This is a genomic window from Nocardia sp. NPDC058176 (genome assembly GCF_042883805.1).
Lineage (GTDB): Bacteria > Actinomycetota > Actinomycetes > Mycobacteriales > Mycobacteriaceae > Nocardia.
Genome location: NZ_JBHVVA010000004.1, coordinates 496,643 through 512,681 on the forward strand (window position 1 = coordinate 496,643; position 16,039 = coordinate 512,681).

The 16,039-nt window shown below is 69.3% G+C and carries 14 protein-coding genes; 10 read left to right on the forward strand and 4 right to left on the reverse strand.

Features of this window, described 5'->3' with window-relative positions; all coding sequences use genetic code 11:
- Positions 1-33: 33 nt before the first annotated feature.
- Positions 34-2,604 (reverse strand): trehalose-phosphatase, encoded by a 2,571-nt coding sequence (gene otsB / locus ACFVVM_RS23635; RefSeq protein ID WP_387621980.1) that lies wholly within the window; start codon positions 2,602-2,604, stop codon positions 34-36.
- A 344-nt stretch (positions 2,605-2,948) separates the two neighbouring features.
- Positions 2,949-3,563: a cholesterol catabolism transcriptional regulator KstR gene (gene kstR, locus ACFVVM_RS23640; RefSeq protein WP_071925968.1), complete on the reverse strand. Its 615-nt coding sequence runs from the start codon at positions 3,561-3,563 to the stop codon at positions 2,949-2,951.
- 157 nt (positions 3,564-3,720) lie between these two features.
- Here kstR and ACFVVM_RS23645 point away from each other — a divergent pair, with 157 nt between their 5' ends.
- From ACFVVM_RS23645 to ACFVVM_RS23670, 6 genes are all read left to right on the forward strand, one after another.
- Positions 3,721-5,841 carry an acyl-CoA dehydrogenase family protein gene (locus ACFVVM_RS23645; RefSeq protein ID WP_387621984.1) on the forward strand — a complete coding sequence of 707 codons (2,121 nt, stop codon included), beginning with the start codon at positions 3,721-3,723 and terminating at the stop codon, positions 5,839-5,841.
- A 19-nt stretch (positions 5,842-5,860) separates the two neighbouring features.
- Positions 5,861-6,925 (forward strand): acyl-CoA dehydrogenase family protein, encoded by a 1,065-nt coding sequence (locus tag ACFVVM_RS23650; protein WP_387622370.1) that lies wholly within the window; start codon positions 5,861-5,863, stop codon positions 6,923-6,925.
- Entirely contained in the window at positions 6,910-8,073 is a 1,164-nt protein-coding gene (locus ACFVVM_RS23655; RefSeq protein ID WP_387621987.1) for an acyl-CoA dehydrogenase family protein, read from the forward strand. The genes ACFVVM_RS23650 and ACFVVM_RS23655 overlap by 16 nt, the downstream gene beginning before the upstream one ends.
- Positions 8,070-9,047 carry a bifunctional MaoC family dehydratase N-terminal/OB-fold nucleic acid binding domain-containing protein gene (locus tag ACFVVM_RS23660; RefSeq protein WP_387621990.1) on the forward strand — a complete coding sequence of 326 codons (978 nt, stop codon included), beginning with the start codon at positions 8,070-8,072 and terminating at the stop codon, positions 9,045-9,047. The genes ACFVVM_RS23655 and ACFVVM_RS23660 overlap by 4 nt, the downstream gene beginning before the upstream one ends.
- A 175-nt stretch (positions 9,048-9,222) precedes the next feature.
- Positions 9,223-9,645, forward strand: coding sequence for a MaoC family dehydratase (locus ACFVVM_RS23665; protein ID WP_387621992.1), 423 nt, complete (start codon positions 9,223-9,225; stop codon positions 9,643-9,645).
- A 118-nt stretch (positions 9,646-9,763) separates the two neighbouring features.
- Entirely contained in the window at positions 9,764-10,960 is a 1,197-nt protein-coding gene (locus tag ACFVVM_RS23670) for a lipid-transfer protein (protein ID WP_387621994.1), read from the forward strand.
- 109 nt (positions 10,961-11,069) lie between these two features.
- On the opposite strand, the gene ACFVVM_RS23675 is transcribed toward ACFVVM_RS23670, so the two are convergent.
- Positions 11,070-11,648: a DapH/DapD/GlmU-related protein gene (locus tag ACFVVM_RS23675; protein ID WP_387621997.1), complete on the reverse strand. Its 579-nt coding sequence runs from the start codon at positions 11,646-11,648 to the stop codon at positions 11,070-11,072.
- A gap of 41 nt (positions 11,649-11,689) precedes the next feature.
- Here ACFVVM_RS23675 and ACFVVM_RS23680 point away from each other — a divergent pair, with 41 nt between their 5' ends.
- On the forward strand, positions 11,690-12,130 hold the full coding sequence (locus ACFVVM_RS23680; protein WP_387621999.1) for an NUDIX domain-containing protein: 441 nt from the start codon (positions 11,690-11,692) through the stop codon (positions 12,128-12,130).
- A gap of 178 nt (positions 12,131-12,308) precedes the next feature.
- On the opposite strand, the gene ACFVVM_RS23685 is transcribed toward ACFVVM_RS23680, so the two are convergent.
- Positions 12,309-13,079: a TetR/AcrR family transcriptional regulator gene (locus ACFVVM_RS23685; protein ID WP_387622002.1), complete on the reverse strand. Its 771-nt coding sequence runs from the start codon at positions 13,077-13,079 to the stop codon at positions 12,309-12,311.
- Positions 13,080-13,144: 65 nt separating this feature from the next.
- Between ACFVVM_RS23685 and zapE the strand changes: the two genes are divergently transcribed.
- The 3 genes from zapE (at position 13,145) to ACFVVM_RS23700 (ending at position 16,030) form a co-directional block, all read left to right on the forward strand.
- Positions 13,145-14,374: a cell division protein ZapE gene (zapE, locus tag ACFVVM_RS23690; RefSeq protein WP_387622005.1), complete on the forward strand. Its 1,230-nt coding sequence runs from the start codon at positions 13,145-13,147 to the stop codon at positions 14,372-14,374.
- Positions 14,375-14,502: 128 nt separating this feature from the next.
- Positions 14,503-15,435, forward strand: a complete 933-nt coding sequence (locus ACFVVM_RS23695) for a DUF4129 domain-containing protein (protein WP_387622007.1) — start codon at positions 14,503-14,505, stop codon at positions 15,433-15,435.
- A gap of 70 nt (positions 15,436-15,505) precedes the next feature.
- Complete coding sequence (locus tag ACFVVM_RS23700; RefSeq protein ID WP_387622010.1) at positions 15,506-16,030, forward strand: hypothetical protein; 525 nt, start codon at positions 15,506-15,508, stop codon at positions 16,028-16,030.
- The last annotated feature ends 9 nt before the right edge of the window (positions 16,031-16,039 follow it).

Consider the following 16,039-nt stretch of genomic DNA (forward strand, 5'->3'; position numbering starts at 1 on the left):
GAACGGTTCGAGCCCGGCTTCGCAGGTAGAGGGTCAGACCAGAACGTTGGCCGGCTGGCTCAGCAGTTGAGCGCAGCGCAGCAGGCCGAGGTGGCTGTAGGCCTGGGGGTGGTTGCCGAGGGAGCGTTCGGCGACCGGGTCGTACTCCTCGCTCAGCAGGCCGGTGGGGCCTGCTGCGGCGACGAGCTGGGCGAACAGGGCCTCGGCGTCGGAACGCCTGCCGATCAGCAGGTACGCCTCGACGAGCCAGGCGGCGCACAGGTGGAAGCCGCCCTCACCGCCGGGGAGGCCGTCGTCGTGGTGGTAGCGGTAGACGGTCGCACCGCTGCGCAGTTCGGCCTCGGTGGCCACGACCGTTGCCGCGAAGCGCGGGTCGGCGGGGTCGATCAGGCCGCTGAGGCCGATGTGCAGGGTGGCCGCGTCCAGATCGGTGCCGTCGTAGGCGGCGGTGTAGGACTGCACCTCGTCGTTCCAGCCCTTGGTCTTCACCTCGTCGGCGATGGTGTCGCGCAGGGTCACCCACTCGGGGTCGGCGGGGCGGTCGAAGCGCTCGGCCAGGGTCAGCGCGCGGTCGATCGTCAGCCAGCCCATCACCTTGGAGTACACGTGATGACGCGGGTTGCCGCGGATCTCCCAGATGCCGTGGTCGGGCTCGGTCCAGCGCCGCTGCACCGCCGAGACCATGGCGTGCACCAGTTCCCAGTCGGCATCGGGCAGCGCCTTGACTGGCGCGGTCGCGCCCTGGCGCTCGCGCTCCTGCGCCATCGAGGTGATCAGGTCGACGATCGGCCCGAACACATCGAGCTGCACCTGCATGTTGGCCGCGTTGCCCACCCGCACCGGCCGCGAACCGGCATAGCCGGGCAGCAGGTCGATGACGGCTTCCGGCGGCAGCGTCTCGCCGTAGATCGTGTACAGCGGGTGCAGCCGCTCGGGGCCGGGCAGCGTGGCGAGCACCTTGTGCACCCACTCGAGGAACTCGTCGGCCTCGGTCAGCGAGCCCAGCGTCACCAGCGCCTGCGCGGTCAGTGAGGCGTCGCGCAGCCAGCAGTAGCGGTAGTCCCAGTTGCGCACGCCGCCGATGTCCTCAGGCAGCGAGGTGGTCGCCGCCGCCAGGATCGAGCCCGACGGGCGATGGACGAGCCCGCGCAGGGTCAGCGCCGAGCGCTTCATCAGGTCCGGCTTGAGCGGGGGCAGCTGCAGCCCGGCCGCCCACTCCGACCAGTACTGCTCGGCGAGCTGCCGACGCTGCCGTTCCGGTGTCATCGAGGGGGCGAGATCAGCCGTACCGCAGCGCAATTCGAGCACGATCGGGGCGACCGACGGATCGACCACCGCGCGCGCCTGCTCGTAGGTGCCGTCGGAGATGATCTCCCACTCGACACCGGGGGAGCGCAGCACCATCGGATCGTTGGTGCCGCTGACCCGAAGTCCGTTGCGCACGGCCTCGATTCGCACCTGGACCTGTCCGAACTCCGGTCGCGGCGCGAAGGTCACCACGGCCTTCGCGTCACCGGTGATCACCCGGGTCAGGTCGGTGCGGTTGGGGGCCACGTCGTGCGGCAGGTAGTCCACCACACCCAAACTGGCCCAGCGGGTTTCGACGGTCATCGTGCCGTCCACATACCGCTGCGACAGCGGCAGGCCGGCGCGTTCGGGCGCGACGGTGAAGTGCCCGGCCGCGTTGCCGCCGAGCAGATGGGCGAACACCGCCGCCGAATCCGGCTCGGGGTGGCAGAACCAGGTCACCGTCGCGTCCGGGGTCAGCAGCGCGACCGAGCGCGGGCTGGCCAGCATGGTCAGCCGTTCGATGCGCGGCGCGCTCGCCCCGGCCAGCCAGGTGCGGCGCTCCTCGGCGAGGAAGGCCAGTGCCCGCGCCACGTCCTCGGTGGACTCGACCCGCAGCTTGGCCAGGCTCTCGCCCTCGCCGACCTTGATCCCGACATCGGGGCCCGAGAGCACCCGGAACGCCTTCTCGTCGGTGACGTCGTCGCCGAAGAACACCGCGGCGGAGGAACTCTCCTGATGCCGGATGGTGTCCAGCGCGGTGCCCTTGTCGGTGGGAATCACCGCGAGTTCGATCACCGCCTTGCCCTCGGTCACCTGCACGCCCACCCAGCAGGCGGGGCCCTGGCGTACCGAATTCAGTGCGCGCCTGCCGATCTCGGGGCTGGCATTGCGCACGTGCAGGGCGGCGCTGGCCGGTTTGGTCTCGACCGTCACGCCGGGGTTCTCGGCCGCGATCTTCGCGAAGGCGGTCTGGATCTCGGCGAGCAGCTGCTTGGCATCGTTGTCGATGGCGTGCACGAAGCCGACGTCGAACTCCGAGCCGTGGCTGCCGATCAGCTGCACCTCGACCGGCAACCGCGACAGTGCGGCCAGATCACGTAGTGCCCGACCGGAAATCACCGCGGCCGTCGTGTTCGCCAACCCCGCCAGCGCGCGTAACGCGCTCACCGATTCCCGTTGGGGAAACGCTTTCGCGGGGTCGGACACGATCGGGGCAATAGTCCCGTCGTAGTCCGAGGCAACCAGAAGCCGTGGCACGCGCGCAACCGACGCCAGTGCACGGCGGACTTCCAAGGGCAGATCCTGTGCGCTCACGCATCCAACCTAGTGATCGGAGGAGTTGATCAGGGGGCGCGAAAAACAATACTGTGTCAATTTTGCCGCCCGGACGGCGCGGCGGGTTGTGCGGTCGAGTGTCTTGCGGTCGCTCGCGATCTCGCGGCTAATTCCGGGCTTTCCGCCCATCGCGCGGGCCGGTGTCGGCCGAGCTCACCGCGGGCGAGCCGCCGTCGGCGAGGCCCGCGGTCGCCGTAGGTGCACTGTTTCGCATATGCGACGTCGGCTATGCATCTTCCTACTGGAAGGCGCACAGCCGACGTGTGTCAACAGGCATGGGTGATTTGTGACGATGTTGCCGCGGTATCGGCAGCCTCGCGGTGCTATCCGCGATCGCCCAGCAACAGGTCGACCGTCAGCTCGAGCCGTTCGGTGACATCGGTCGCAGAGGCACGGCGAGTGAGCCACGCGACAAGGTTGGACAGCCACACATCCGAGATGACGCGGGCGATGGCGAGCTGGCGGTCATCGGGTTCGCCGTCGCTCATGGCGCGGGCGAAGACGCGGTCCATCACCTTGCCGACCCGGTCCACCTCGGCGGCCGCGGAGGCGTCGGCGAACATGAACGCGCGGGTCATGGCCTCGGTGAGCAGCGGGTCGCGCTGCATCATCCGGGTGATCTGGGTGAGCAGGCCGTGCATGCGCTCGGATGGACCGTCGCCGGGTAGTGGCCTGCGCTTGCCCTCGAACTGCTCGAATTCCCTGGCCAGTGCCGAGACCAACAGGTGGACCTTGGACGGGAAATAGCGGTACAGCGTGCCGACGGCGACATCGGCGCGCTCGGCGACCGCGCGCATCTGCACGGCGTCGTAGCCGCCCTTGGAGGCCAGTGCGAGCGTGGCGTCGAGGATGCGCTTGCGGCGCTCACGCTGTGCGGAAGAACTCAGCTCGTCCTCGGACAGTGTCGTCACGGTGGGCGTGGGGGCAGGACTGTCCATCGTGGAAACCCTTTCGCTGTGTTCTTTTTCATCGGCGGTGCCGCACGCCACTGTGCGCCTGGAGCATCCGTCAGTGTAGGTCTCTTGACTTACACCCGGCCCAGATATTAGAACATGTTCTAGGAGTGGGAGCCACGCCGGAAGGGCGGATTTTCTTGTGACCATCGCCACCACTGACGAGCATAAAGCCGCCGCGGAGTCGCTGCGGGGCTGGGCGAGTTCGGTCGCGCCGATTGCAACAATGCGGGCCCGCGGTGCGGGCAGCTGGCACGAGTACTGGCCCGCGTTGTCGGAGTTCGGCCTGTTCGGGGTCGCGCTCGACGAGGAGCACGGCGGACTCGGCGGTACCGTCGCCGACCTGGCCGTACTGCTGGAACAGACCGCCGACGACCTGGTCGGCGGTCCGGTTCTGGCCACCGCGCTGGCCGGGCTGATCACCGAGGGTGCTGTGTCCGACGGCACACCGTGCGCGGTCGCCGTGCCGACCGCGCAACACACCGCCACCGCGGTGGGGTCCGATGCCGACGGCTGGACCGTCACCGGCACGTGGGATCTCGTCTACGGCGCCGACGAGCGGACCCAGGTCCTGGTGCCCGCGACGACCGAGGACGGCACGCGCTGGCTGCTGATTCCGGCTGCGACGGTGACGATCACGCCGCTGGCCAACTCGGACCACACGGTGCCGCTGGCCCAGGTGAGCGCCACCGCGGTCACGGCCGGGTCGAGCTTCGCGCCGAGTGCCGATGTCACCGACCTGTTCGTCACCCTCGCGGTGGCCGAACTGGCCGGGATCGCCGGCTGGTGCCTGCGCACCGCGGTCGAATACGCCAAGGTCCGTGAGCAATTCGGCAAACCGATCGGCAGTTTCCAGTCGATCAAGCACCTGTGCGCCTGGATGCTGTGCCGCACCGAGCTGATCCGCGCCGTCGCCGCCGACGCGGCCGCCGCGGTCGACTCCGGCGGGACCGAACTGCCCATCGCCGCCGCCGTCGCCGCGGCCGTCGCGCTCGACGCCGCGGTCGACACCGCCAAGGACGCCATCCAGGTGCTCGGCGGCATCGGCTTCACCTGGGAACACGACGCGCACTTCTACCTGCGCCGAGCCAGCGCCCTGCGGCAACTGCTGGGCGGATCGGCCCGCTGGCGGGCCAGGGTCGCCGAGCTCACCAGGGCCGGACAGCGCCGCACCACCGGCGCCGAGCGCATCCTCGGCGACGCCACGGCCGACGCCGACGTGGCCGCCGAGATCGCCGACATCGCCGCCCTGCCCGCGGACGAACAGCCTGCCGCGCTGGTCAGGGCAGGTCTGGTCATGCCGCACTGGCCCGCGCCCTACGGCCGCGCGGCCGACCCGATGACCTGCCTGCAGATCGCCGAACAGCTGCGCCGCGCCGGACTGGAGACCCCCGACCTGGCCATCGCGGGCTGGGCGGTGCCGACGCTGCTGCGATTCGGTTCCCAGGCCCAGATCGACCGATTCGTCCGCCCGACGCTGCACGGCGAGGTGATCTGGTGCCAGCTGTTCAGTGAACCGGGCGCCGGTTCCGATCTGGCCGCGCTGCGCACCACCGCCGAGAAGGTGGACGGTGGCTGGGTGCTGCGCGGGCAGAAGGTGTGGACCTCGCTGGGCTCGACCGCGAACTGGGGCATCTGCCTGGCGCGCACCGATCCGGCGGCGGCCAAGCATCGCGGGATCAGCTACTTCCTCGTCGACATGCGCGCCGCGGGCGTGCAGGTGCGTCCGCTGGTGCAGATCACCGGCGAGGACCGTTTCAGCGAGGTCTTCCTCGACGATGTGTTCGTCCCCGACGACTGCCTGGTCGGCGCGCTCAACAACGGCTGGAAGATCGCGCGCACCACGCTGTCGGCCGAGCGAGTCGCCATGGGCGGCGGCGGAATCGGCGGCGCGCTCGAAACGCTGCTCGACCGTTTCCCGCCCGGCGGATGGGGAACTGAACTGCGGGAGGACCGTTTCGGCGCCCTGATCACCTCCTCGATCGCTGGTTCATTGCTGGAACAGCGGATCGCGGTGGCGACGATGGCCGGAGTCGACGCGGGCGCGCAAGCCAGCGTCCGCAAGCTCGTCGGCGTCCGGCATCGCCAGGACCTGGCGGAATACGCCTTGGAACTGACCGGTCCGGAAGGTTCCCTGGATGGCGACGCTCTGAAAGAATTCTTGCTCACACGCTGTCTCTCCATCGCGGGCGGTACCGAGCAGATCCTGTTGACCGTGGCCGCCGAACGGATTCTCGGCCTGCCGCGCGATGCGGACAGTTAGCTCGATGAGGGAGGACGCCGTGGATTTCACCCGCGACGAAAGCGCCGACGCGGTAGCCGAGGTGGTCGTGAGCCTGCTCGAACGAGAGCAGGCGCGCGATATGGAATTGTGGCCCAGTCTGATCGACTCCGGGCTGCTCGCAGTTCCCGTGCCCGAGCGCTTCGGCGGCGACGGCATGGGCCTGCTCGAGGTGTCGGCCCTGCTCATGGAGCTGGCCACCGACGCCGTCGCGGTGCCCGCGCTACCGACCTTCGGGTTCGGCGTACTGCCACTGCTGCCGGTGCTGTCCGACGAGCTCTCCGAGCGCGTGCTCGCCGAGGTCGGCAAGGGCACCGTGCTCACCGCCGCGCTGAACGAGCCGGGCGCGCCGTTCACCACCGCGCCCGCCACCACCGCGGTGCGCGACGGCGAGACGGTGCGGATCAGCGGCCGCAAGGTCGGCGTGATCTATGCCGAGCAGGCGCGCTGGATCCTGGTGCCCACCGATTCCGGTGTGGCACTGGTGGATTCGGTCGCACCCGGTCTGGAGATCATTCCGGTCGCAGGTTCGGCCGGTATCCCGGAGGCGACGCTGGTCCTCGACGAGGTCGAGATCCCCGCCGACCAGCTGCTGCCCGACGCCCTGCCCGGGCTGCACCGCCACGCACTGGCCACCATCGGCGCGGTCGCCGACGGCCTGCTCAAGGGCGCGCTCACCCTCACTGCCGAGCATGTGCGCACCAGGGAGCAGTTCGGCAGGCCGCTGGCCGAATTCCAGGCGGTGGCCCAGCAGATCGCCGACCTGTACGTGGTCTCGCGCACCCTGCACGTGGCCGCGGAATCGGCGTGCTGGGCGCTGGCGCAGGATGATTCGTCGCCCGAGCACCAGCACCGCATCGACGAGGACCTCGACGTGCTCGCCTACTGGGCGGCGTCGGAGGTTCCGCGCGCCATGCAGCACTGTCACCACCTGCATGGTGGGCTCGGGGTGGATATCACCCACCCGATGCACCGGTACTACTCACAGGCCAAAGACCTCGCCCGTCTGCTCGGCGGAGCGGGCCTGCGGCTCGACCTTCTGGGAGCAAGATGTTCATCGATCTGACCGCCGAACAGCGGCGGTTGCGCGAGGAATTGCGTTCCTATTTCGCCGATCTCATCAGCCCGGCCGAAGCCGCGGCGATGGCCACCGACCGGCACGGCGACACCTACCGCGAGGTGGTGCGCCGGATGGGCCGCGACGGCTGGCTCGGCGTCGGCTGGCCGAAGGAGTTCGGCGGCCAGGGTTTCGGCCCAATGGAACAGCAGATCTTCTTCAACGAGGCCGTCCGCGCGGACGTGCCGCTGCCGCTGGTGACCCTGCTGACCGTCGGCCCGACCCTGCAGAAGTACGGCACCGACCTGCAGAAGAAGAAGTTCCTGCCCGGAATCCTTTCCGGCGACATCCATTTCGCCATCGGTTACTCCGAGCCGGAGGCGGGCACCGACCTGGCCGCGCTGCGCACCTCCGCGGTGCGCGACGGCGACGGTGACTGGATCGTCAACGGGCAGAAGATCTTCACCACCGGCGCGCACGAGGCCGACTACGTCTGGCTGGCCTGCCGCACCGGCACGGTCGAATCCCGGCACCGCGGCATCACCATCCTCATCGTCGACACCAAGGACCCCGGCTATTCCTGGACGCCGATCATCACCTGCGACGGTGCCCACCACACCAACGCCACGTATTTCGACGACGTGCGCGTACCGGCGGAGATGCTGGTCGGCGAGGAGAACCGCGGCTGGCGGCTGATCACCACCCAGCTCAACCACGAGCGGGTGAGCCTCGGCCCGTCGGGCAAGATCGAGCAGCTCTACGACCGGCTGCGCGACTGGTCGGCCGAACACGACCTGCTCGGCGAGCCCGAGGTTCGCCGCGCGCTCGGCCGGGTGCGCACCATGGTGCGGCTCAACGAGCTGCTGAACTGGCAGGTCGCGGCCGCCGACACCAGTGCCGCACAGAACGCCGTGATCGCCGACGCCTCGGCCACCAAGATCTTCTCCACCGAATCGCTGCAGGAGGCGGGCCGGATCGTGGAGGAGATCATCGGCCGCTACGGCGATCCCGCCGAGCCCGGCACCGCCGAGCTGCTCGGCTGGCTGGACCGGCGGACCAAACAGAACCTCGTCGTCACCTTCGGCGGCGGCGTCAACGAGATCATGCGCGAACTGGTCGCCTCGGCCGGGCTCGAACTGCCGCGCGTGCCCCGATGAGCGAGGAGCGGCGCGTGCCGGAAAGCATTGCCCCCGAAGACATTCCCGAAGCCCTGGCGAAGCTGTCCGCCACCGGTGCGTCCGCGCCGCGCGCCGGGCGCGATCCGGTGAACCAGCCGATGATCAACAACTGGGTCGAGGCACTGGGCGACACCAATCCGATCTACGTCGACGACGAGGCGGCGCGGGCCGCCGGCCATCCCGGCATCGTCGCCCCGCCCGCCATGGCGCAGGTGTGGACGATGAACGGCCTGCACGGGACGCGCACCGCCGACGACCCGCTCGGTCTGGCCACGCAGCTGCTCGACGACGCGGGCTACACCTCTGTCGTCGGCACCAACTGTGAGCAGACCTACCACCGCTATCTCCGGCCGGGGGAGGAGGTGACCGTCTCCAGTCGGCTCTCGGAGTTCAAGGGCCCCAAGCGAACCGGACTCGGCGACGGGTGGTTCCTCACCTTCACCACGTCCTGGCACGTCGGCGACGAACTGGTCACCGAGATGCTGTTCCGCATCCTGAAATTCGCGCCCGCAGCTGCCGAGGCTGGTGGATCGGACGCAGGCGCGATCGACATCGCACCGGCTGGCCGGGTCGGTCCGGTGGTCTCGCGGGACACCGAATTCTTCTGGGCTGGAACCGAACTCGGCGAGCTGCGCATTCAGCGTTTGCCTGACGGCACCCTGCGGCATCCGCCCGTGCCCGCCCTGTGGCAGGACAAGGCCGAGTCCACCGACTACGTGGTGGCGGCGGGCACCGGCACGGTGTTCAGCTTCGTCGTGCACCACGCGCCCAAGGTGCCCGGCCGCGACCTGCCGTTCGTCGTCGCCTTGGTCGAACTCGACGAGGGCGTGCGCATGCTCGGTGAGCTGCGCGGTATCGACCCTGCCGAGGTGGCGATCGGGGTGCCGGTGCGGGTGGCCTTCGAGAGGCTGCCGGACGGATCGGTTCTCCCGTACTGGCAGGCGGTCGGATGACCGCGGACGTCGGCCCGCTACCCGCCCACCGGCGGTCCCCGCTCTCGGCCGGTCCGCCCACGCGACACGGTCCGCGCTCGACAAGCCTGCCCGTAGCTCGCCGCACCCGCGATGCGCACCGCCGTGTCGCGGTGGGCGCGCCACCGCGCTCCGCCCGTCCGGAAAGGACGCCACGATGACCTCCACCGTCGACCCCGCCGCCATCGCGGTGGGCGCCACGCTGCCGGAGCTGGTGATCCACGCCGATCCCACCTTCGTGATCAGCACCGCCCTGGCCACCAGGGACTTCCAGGACGTGCACCACGACCGCGACAAGGCGGTGGCGCGCGGTTCGTCCGACATCTTCGTCAACATCCTCACCGACACCGGCCTGGTTCAGCGCTTCGTCACCGACTGGGCGGGACCGAGCACGCTGGTGAAGTCGATCGCCCTGCGCCTCGGCGTCCCGCTGTATTCCGGTGACACCCTGACCCTTTCGGGCACGGTCACCGAGATCGACGGCACGCAGGTCACCGTCTACGTACGCGGCCGCGACAGTCTCGGCGAACACATCACCGCCACGGCCGTCGTCGTCGTTCCCGGGTTGGCATCGAAATGAGTCCAGGCCGGCGAGCCATCACCACAGCAGACGTAGGCCAGCACTTCACCGCCACGGCCGATGGTGGTCCAGCCCCAGCACCGGCACAGCGGTCGTCAATCCCCGAAGCGGAGTCGAAATGAGCACAGCGCACACCGAGTCCACCCGTGCGGGCCTGTCGGGCCGCGCCGCCATCGTCGGCATCGGCGCTACGGACTTCTCCAAGGATTCCGGCCGCAGTGAGCTACGTCTGGCCGCTGAGGCGGTGAGCGCCGCGCTCGCCGATGCCGGGCTCACTCCCGCCGATGTCGACGGCCTGACCACCTTCACCATGGACACCAACACGCAGGCCGCCGTGGCCAGGGCGGTCGGCATCCCGAGCCTGAAGTTCTTCAGCCACATCGGGTATGGCGGAGGTGCGGCGTGCGCGACCGTGCAGCAGGCGGCGATGGCGGTGGCCACCGGGGTCGCCGACGTGGTTGTCGCCTACCGTGCGTTCAACGAACGTTCCGGTGCGCGGTTCGGCCAGTTCTCCCCGGCTCTCGCCGCCGCACCCACCTCGTCGGGTATAGACGCGGGCTGGGCGTACCCACAGGGCCTTGGCACCCCGGCTGCCCAGGTCGCGATGGTCGCGCGCCGGTACATGCACGTCACCGGCGCCACCAGTGCCGACTTCGGCGCCGTCGCCGTGGCCGACCGCAAGCACGCCGCGGTCAACCCCAATGCCTTCTTCTATGGCAAGCCGATCACCCTGGAACAGCACCAGGATTCGCGCTGGATCGCCGAACCGCTGCACCTGCTCGACTGCTGCCAGGAATCCGACGGTGGCGTGGCGATCGTGGTCACCAGCGTCGAACGCGCTCGCGATCTCGCGCAGCGACCCGCCGTCATCGCGGCCGCCGCCCAGGGGTCCGGCGCGGATCAGTACGTGATGACCAGCTACTACCGCGACGCCATGACCGGCCTCCCGGAAATGGGCCTGGTGGGCGACCAGCTGTGGGCGCAGAGCGGCCTGACCGCCGCCGACATGCAGGCCGCCATCCTCTACGACCACTTCACCCCGTTCGTCCTCATGCAGCTCGAGGAACTGGGCTTCTGCGCCCGCGGCGAGGCCAAGGACTTCATCGCCGACGGCGCCATCGAGCTCGGCGGCCGCCTGCCGCTCAACACCCACGGCGGGCAACTCGGCGAGGCCTACATCCACGGGATGAACGGCATCGCCGAGGCAGTCCGGCAGATCCGTGGCACCTCGGTCAACCAGGTCGAGGACCTGGAACGCATCCTCGTCACGGCAGGCACCGGCGTCCCCACCTCGGGTCTGGTGCTCACGGCGTAGCGACCAGCTTTCGGTGCTCATGGCGTAGCGACCCAGGTTCGGTGCTCATCGCGTAGCGGCCAGTCTTGGTGCTCGTAGCGTCAGGACCAGGTTCGGTGCGCCATGAGCGCTACCAAGTGCGCTGCACGGTGCCTTTGGCACCGGTCACCAAGCTGCTCGCCGGCACGTCTTCGGCCACGACCGCGCCCGCGGCGATCACCGCATCCTGCCCGATGCTGACGCCGGGCAGAATCATCGCGCCCGCACCGATCCACACGTTCTCCGCGATGTCGATCGGTGCGCCGGTGAGGAATTCGCGCCGTTCCTGTGGGTCCACCGGGTGGCCCATGGTGATGAAAGTGGCCTTCGGGCCGATCATCACGCCTCTGCCGAGCCGGATTCCGGCGTAGTCGAGGAACGTACACCCCTGGTTGATGAACACGCGCTCGCCCAGGTCGAGGTTCAGTCCGTGGTCGGTGTAGAAGGGCGGGTAGATGGTGAGACCCGCCGGGAGCGGTCGGCCGAGGATCTGTTCGAGCAACGCAGTCTTCCCCGCCTCGTCGTCGAAGGGCAGGACATTGAGTCGGGACGTCAACGCGGTGGCTTCCAGCACCCGCTCGTGCATGGCGCGGAATTCGGCGCCGAGTACGCGTTCGCCGCGGGCAAGAAGTTCGGGATCGTGGATCAACATGAGGGGATCGCTCGCCATCGCCCGATTCTCGCCCGACCCGAATTCGTAGGCTCGACAGGGTGACTCCCTGCCACCTGGTCGACGTCCATGTACTCCTGATCCGCGATGACCGCATCCTGCTGAGCCTGCGCCGCAGCGGCGACAAGTACGACAACCGCTGGCACCTGCCCTCGGGCAAGCTCGAAGTCGGTGAATCCGCCGCCACCGGTGCGGCTCGGGAAGCCGCCGAGGAAGTGGGCGTCACCATCGACCCCACCGCGCTCCAGCTGATCCACCTCGCCCACGTGACCGCACCCGGCCGCGACGCCCGCCTCGGCCTCTTCTTCCGCACCGAACACTGGGTCGGCGACCCGGTCAATCGCGAACCCGACAAATGCTATGAGCTGCGCTGGTTCCCCCTCACCGATCTCCCCGCCAACCTCATCGAATACTCCGCCCTCGGCATCGTCGCCCTCAGCTCACCCACGCCCTACACCGAATTCGGTTGGCCCGGAAACTGATCGGTGGCCCCCGCCGTCCACACGCTGCCCGGATCCACCACCCCGCCGACGTGTCTCCCGACTTGGACGGTTGATCACCAGGCTCTGGTGGCGTTCGCTACTCGGCCGATACTTACCTGAGTGCCTGGTGATCAACCGTCCAACATCTGGTCATCGTGGGGGTGTGCGCGCCGGGATTTCACGGCCCGGTGGCTCGAGTGGGTTGCCGTGCGCTCGTCAGGAACGAGCTGAGTGGGCGGGCGAGTTGGGCGACGCTGTCCGGAGTGCCCGTTGGCGATTCCGCGCGGAGCCCGGCGAATCGGTCGAAGACCAGGCCCTCGAGGAGAGCGAGAAAGTCACCGGCGGTCCCGCGCGGATCGTCGGCGCCGAGTGCGGTGAACAGTTCGGTGGCGCGGTCGAGGGCGAAGAGGCTGCCCGCGAGGCGGGCATGAAGGTCCGGATCGGAGAGGACCTCGATGATCAGCGCGTGACGCGCGATGAGCTCGCTACGGCGATGTGTCAGCAGCTGATCGAGCCAACCGGCGATGTCGTGCGCGACGGTCACAGGGTCGAGCGGCCCCTCCTGTGCAGACCGAGAGAATGCGGCAGGTTGCTGCGTCGCCTGGGGTTCAGCGGGGGCGGATCGGCGCTGTTGGGTGGCGGCCGGTCGATCCTGTGCCACGGCGGTGTCAGTCTGTGCCGGGCTGGTCGTGCCCGCGGAAACCATCCCGATGTTCAGGTCAGGGGCGGTATCGGGGTGTGCTGCGGCGAAATCGGCTCGGGAGCGGGCGGTGATGCCGTCGGCGACCGCTTCGATCAGGGCGTGCCTGGTGCGGAAGTAGTACGAGGTCGAGCCCGACGGCAGCTCGAGCAGGGTGTCCACCCCGCGATGCGTGAGCGCCCTGATCCCCCGAGTCGCGATGAGCTCGATCGCCCCCGCCACGATCTGCCCGCGCCGATCTGTGGACATCGTCACCTCCGCTGGTAGCCGCCCGTTCCCGTCCTCTACAACTGTAGAGGACGAAGGAGGACGGTATGAACCCCGAAACCCTGATCCTCGACCCAGCGCAGGTCACGGCATCCAACGCACTCGCATCCCTGCTCGACCAGAACGGTCGCCCCCCGGCGCGGCCCACCGGCGCTCAACGCCTGGACCCGCACGGCCGCCCACTCGAGCATCGTTCCCGGCCCACGTTTCTCGGCCGGTGCGGCCGGCAACTCGGCAGCCTGTTCGGCCGTCCCGACCCGCCGGACGATCGTCGGCCCCCGTTGTCCGATCTGCCGGGCGACGGCCGCCCCTCGGCGCCGGATCCGCCGCGCGGTCGTCGGTCGTGGGTCCTCGGCTCGCCGCCCACCCGGCGCCGCGGGGTCTACCTGCACGGCAGGCCAGGGCGGGGTAAGACGATGGTGATGGATCGGTTCTTCGTGAGTGTCGATTCGGAACGCAAGCGCCGCTTCCACTTCCACGCCTTCTTCGCCGATCTGCACGCCACCACGCACACCCTCGGCTCCATCGAACGCGCCGTCGATGCCCTGCTCGGCGACGCGGAGCTGATCTGCTTCGACGAGTTCCACGTCAACGACATCGGCGATGCCATGCTCATCGCCCGCCTGATCGACACCCTCTTCGCCGACCGTCGGACCCTCGTGGTCACCTCGAACCACCCACCCGCGGATCTCCTCCCCAACCCCCTGTTCCACGATCGCTTCGTCCCCACCATCGACCAGATCCTCTCCAACCTCACTGTCGTCTCCCTGGACGGACCGGTCGACTACCGCACCCTCGGCCCCCGCCGCGACCACGGCTTCGCCACGGGCAACTACATCCTCGACCCGCCCGAACATGCCGCCGCCGACCCTCGCCGACGGGACCCGTCGGCCTCGCGCATCACCCTGGCCGACGGTCGCACCGTCCGCACACACGCCGTCGAGGGCGACGCGATCACCTTCGGCTTCGAGGACCTGTGCGGCGCCCCGACCAGCGCCGCCGACTACCTCCACCTGACCAGGGGATTCCGCCGCTGGACCTTGCGCGCGGTCCCGCCACTGCGCGAGGTCCCCACGGACTGGACCATGCGCCTGGTGAATCTCGTCGACATCCTCTACGACGCCGACCTGCCCCTCACGATCCACGCCGCCGAGCCGGTCGACGAGCTCACCGCGGGCGTGCAGGCGATCCCGGATCTGGCGCGCACCGCCAGTCGCCTTTGTGAACTGTCACAGGTCGCCGCGAAGAATATTCGTACTGCTCAGCAGGGTGGGTAGGGCGAGGGGGACAATGAAAGGGGAGGAAATCCAAAAGCGCCGATTTCCTCCCGAGCGAACCACTCGGCATGTAACTATGTGGCTGTTTTGTGCAGTCTCTGGGGTTTGGTGGTACAGCTGTGATCGGGGTGAATCAGCCCATACCGCGGGCGATCGTCGTGATCGCGCTGATCGTCGCGGCGACCATCGCGTTGCAGGGCAGTCTGCCCGGCGCCGGTGAGGCGTCGAATACCGCGCCGTCCCCACTGCTGGTGGCGGTGATGCCGGTGCTGCTGCTGGTCTCCATCGTCATCCTGGTCGCCGGAGTGATCGCCAGTCAGCATCGTCTTCCCTTGGCGATGCCGCAAGCCGAACGCGAAGAACTTCCCCGGGTGCAGTGGCGCAAGCTGGCGCTGCTGGTGCCGGTCTCGATCGCGGCCGTCGCGCTGGTCTTCGCGGGCGGGGTCACCGCACTGTTCCTGCTGCCGGGCGCGCGCCCGATGCGCCCCGCGGTCGAAACCCTCCCGGAAGGCTCCGGCCCGGTACCCACGCCGACGGGCGCACCGGCCCCCGATCCGACCACCGGCCCCACCCAGCTCACCGGAACCGCGCTGCTGATCGCGGCGGTGCTGGCCATCGTGCTGATCGCCGTCGCCCTGTTCGGTCTCGTCGTGGTCGCCATCGCCGCGCGCCGCGAACCCGCGCCCGCCGCACCGGAGCTGCCCGACGCGACACCGGACGAGGTCGACTCCCTCACCAGGGCCGCCGAGATGGGCCTGGCCGCGATGAACGCGCCGGGCCAGGACCCGCGCACCGCCATCATCGCCTGCTACGTGGCGATGGAACGCGGCCTGTCCAGCGACCGCGCCGCCCGCCCGCAAGCCTCCGACACCCCGATGGAGGTCCTGGCCAGGGCCTTCGAAAGCGGTGTGCTGCACGACGCCTCGGCCCGCGAGCTGGTCGCGCTGTTCGAGGAGGCGCGGTTCAGCCCGCACTCGATGCTCGAATGGCAGCGCATGCGCGCCGAACAGCTGTTGCGCATCGTGCTCACGGATCTGCAGCGAAGGTTGGTCCCGGCATGAGCGGTCAGCGCCCGGAGGCGGTAGCTTGCGTCACCACGCAGGGCGCCCGAGCATGCCCAGGGGGTGCAGCGTGAAAGAGCAGATTGTCGAACCGAGCGGGATGAGCCGGGCGTCGGTGATCGTGACCGCGATCGTCGTGGTGGTGCTGATCGAGGTCGCCCTGCTGCGGCTCGACCGCGATGTCCTGCTGCTCGCGGTCGCCCTGCCGGTCGCCGTCGCATTGGCCCTGCTGCTCTGGTCGCTGCGCCACCGCGTGGTGCGCGAGGAACCGCTCACCGAGTACATCGACAACGGACCGGCCGAGATGCTCGGTCGCTGGCACGCGCGGGCGGAGATGCTGACCGCGCGCGCCGAGGGCACCCGCGCCGACTGGGACCGCCACCTGCGGCCGTTGCTCGCCAAGGAGTTCGAGTTGTCCACCGGTCTGCGGGTCGCCAAGAACCGCAGGGCCACCGAAGCCGCCGGTCAGCTGCAGTTCGGTCCCGAACTGTGGCGTTGGGTCGACCCGGCGAACTCGGCATTGCGCGACCAGACCGGTCGCGCACCGGGTAGGGCGGCGCTGGACGAGATCCTGCGCCGATTGCAGACGATGTGAGGGGTTAGA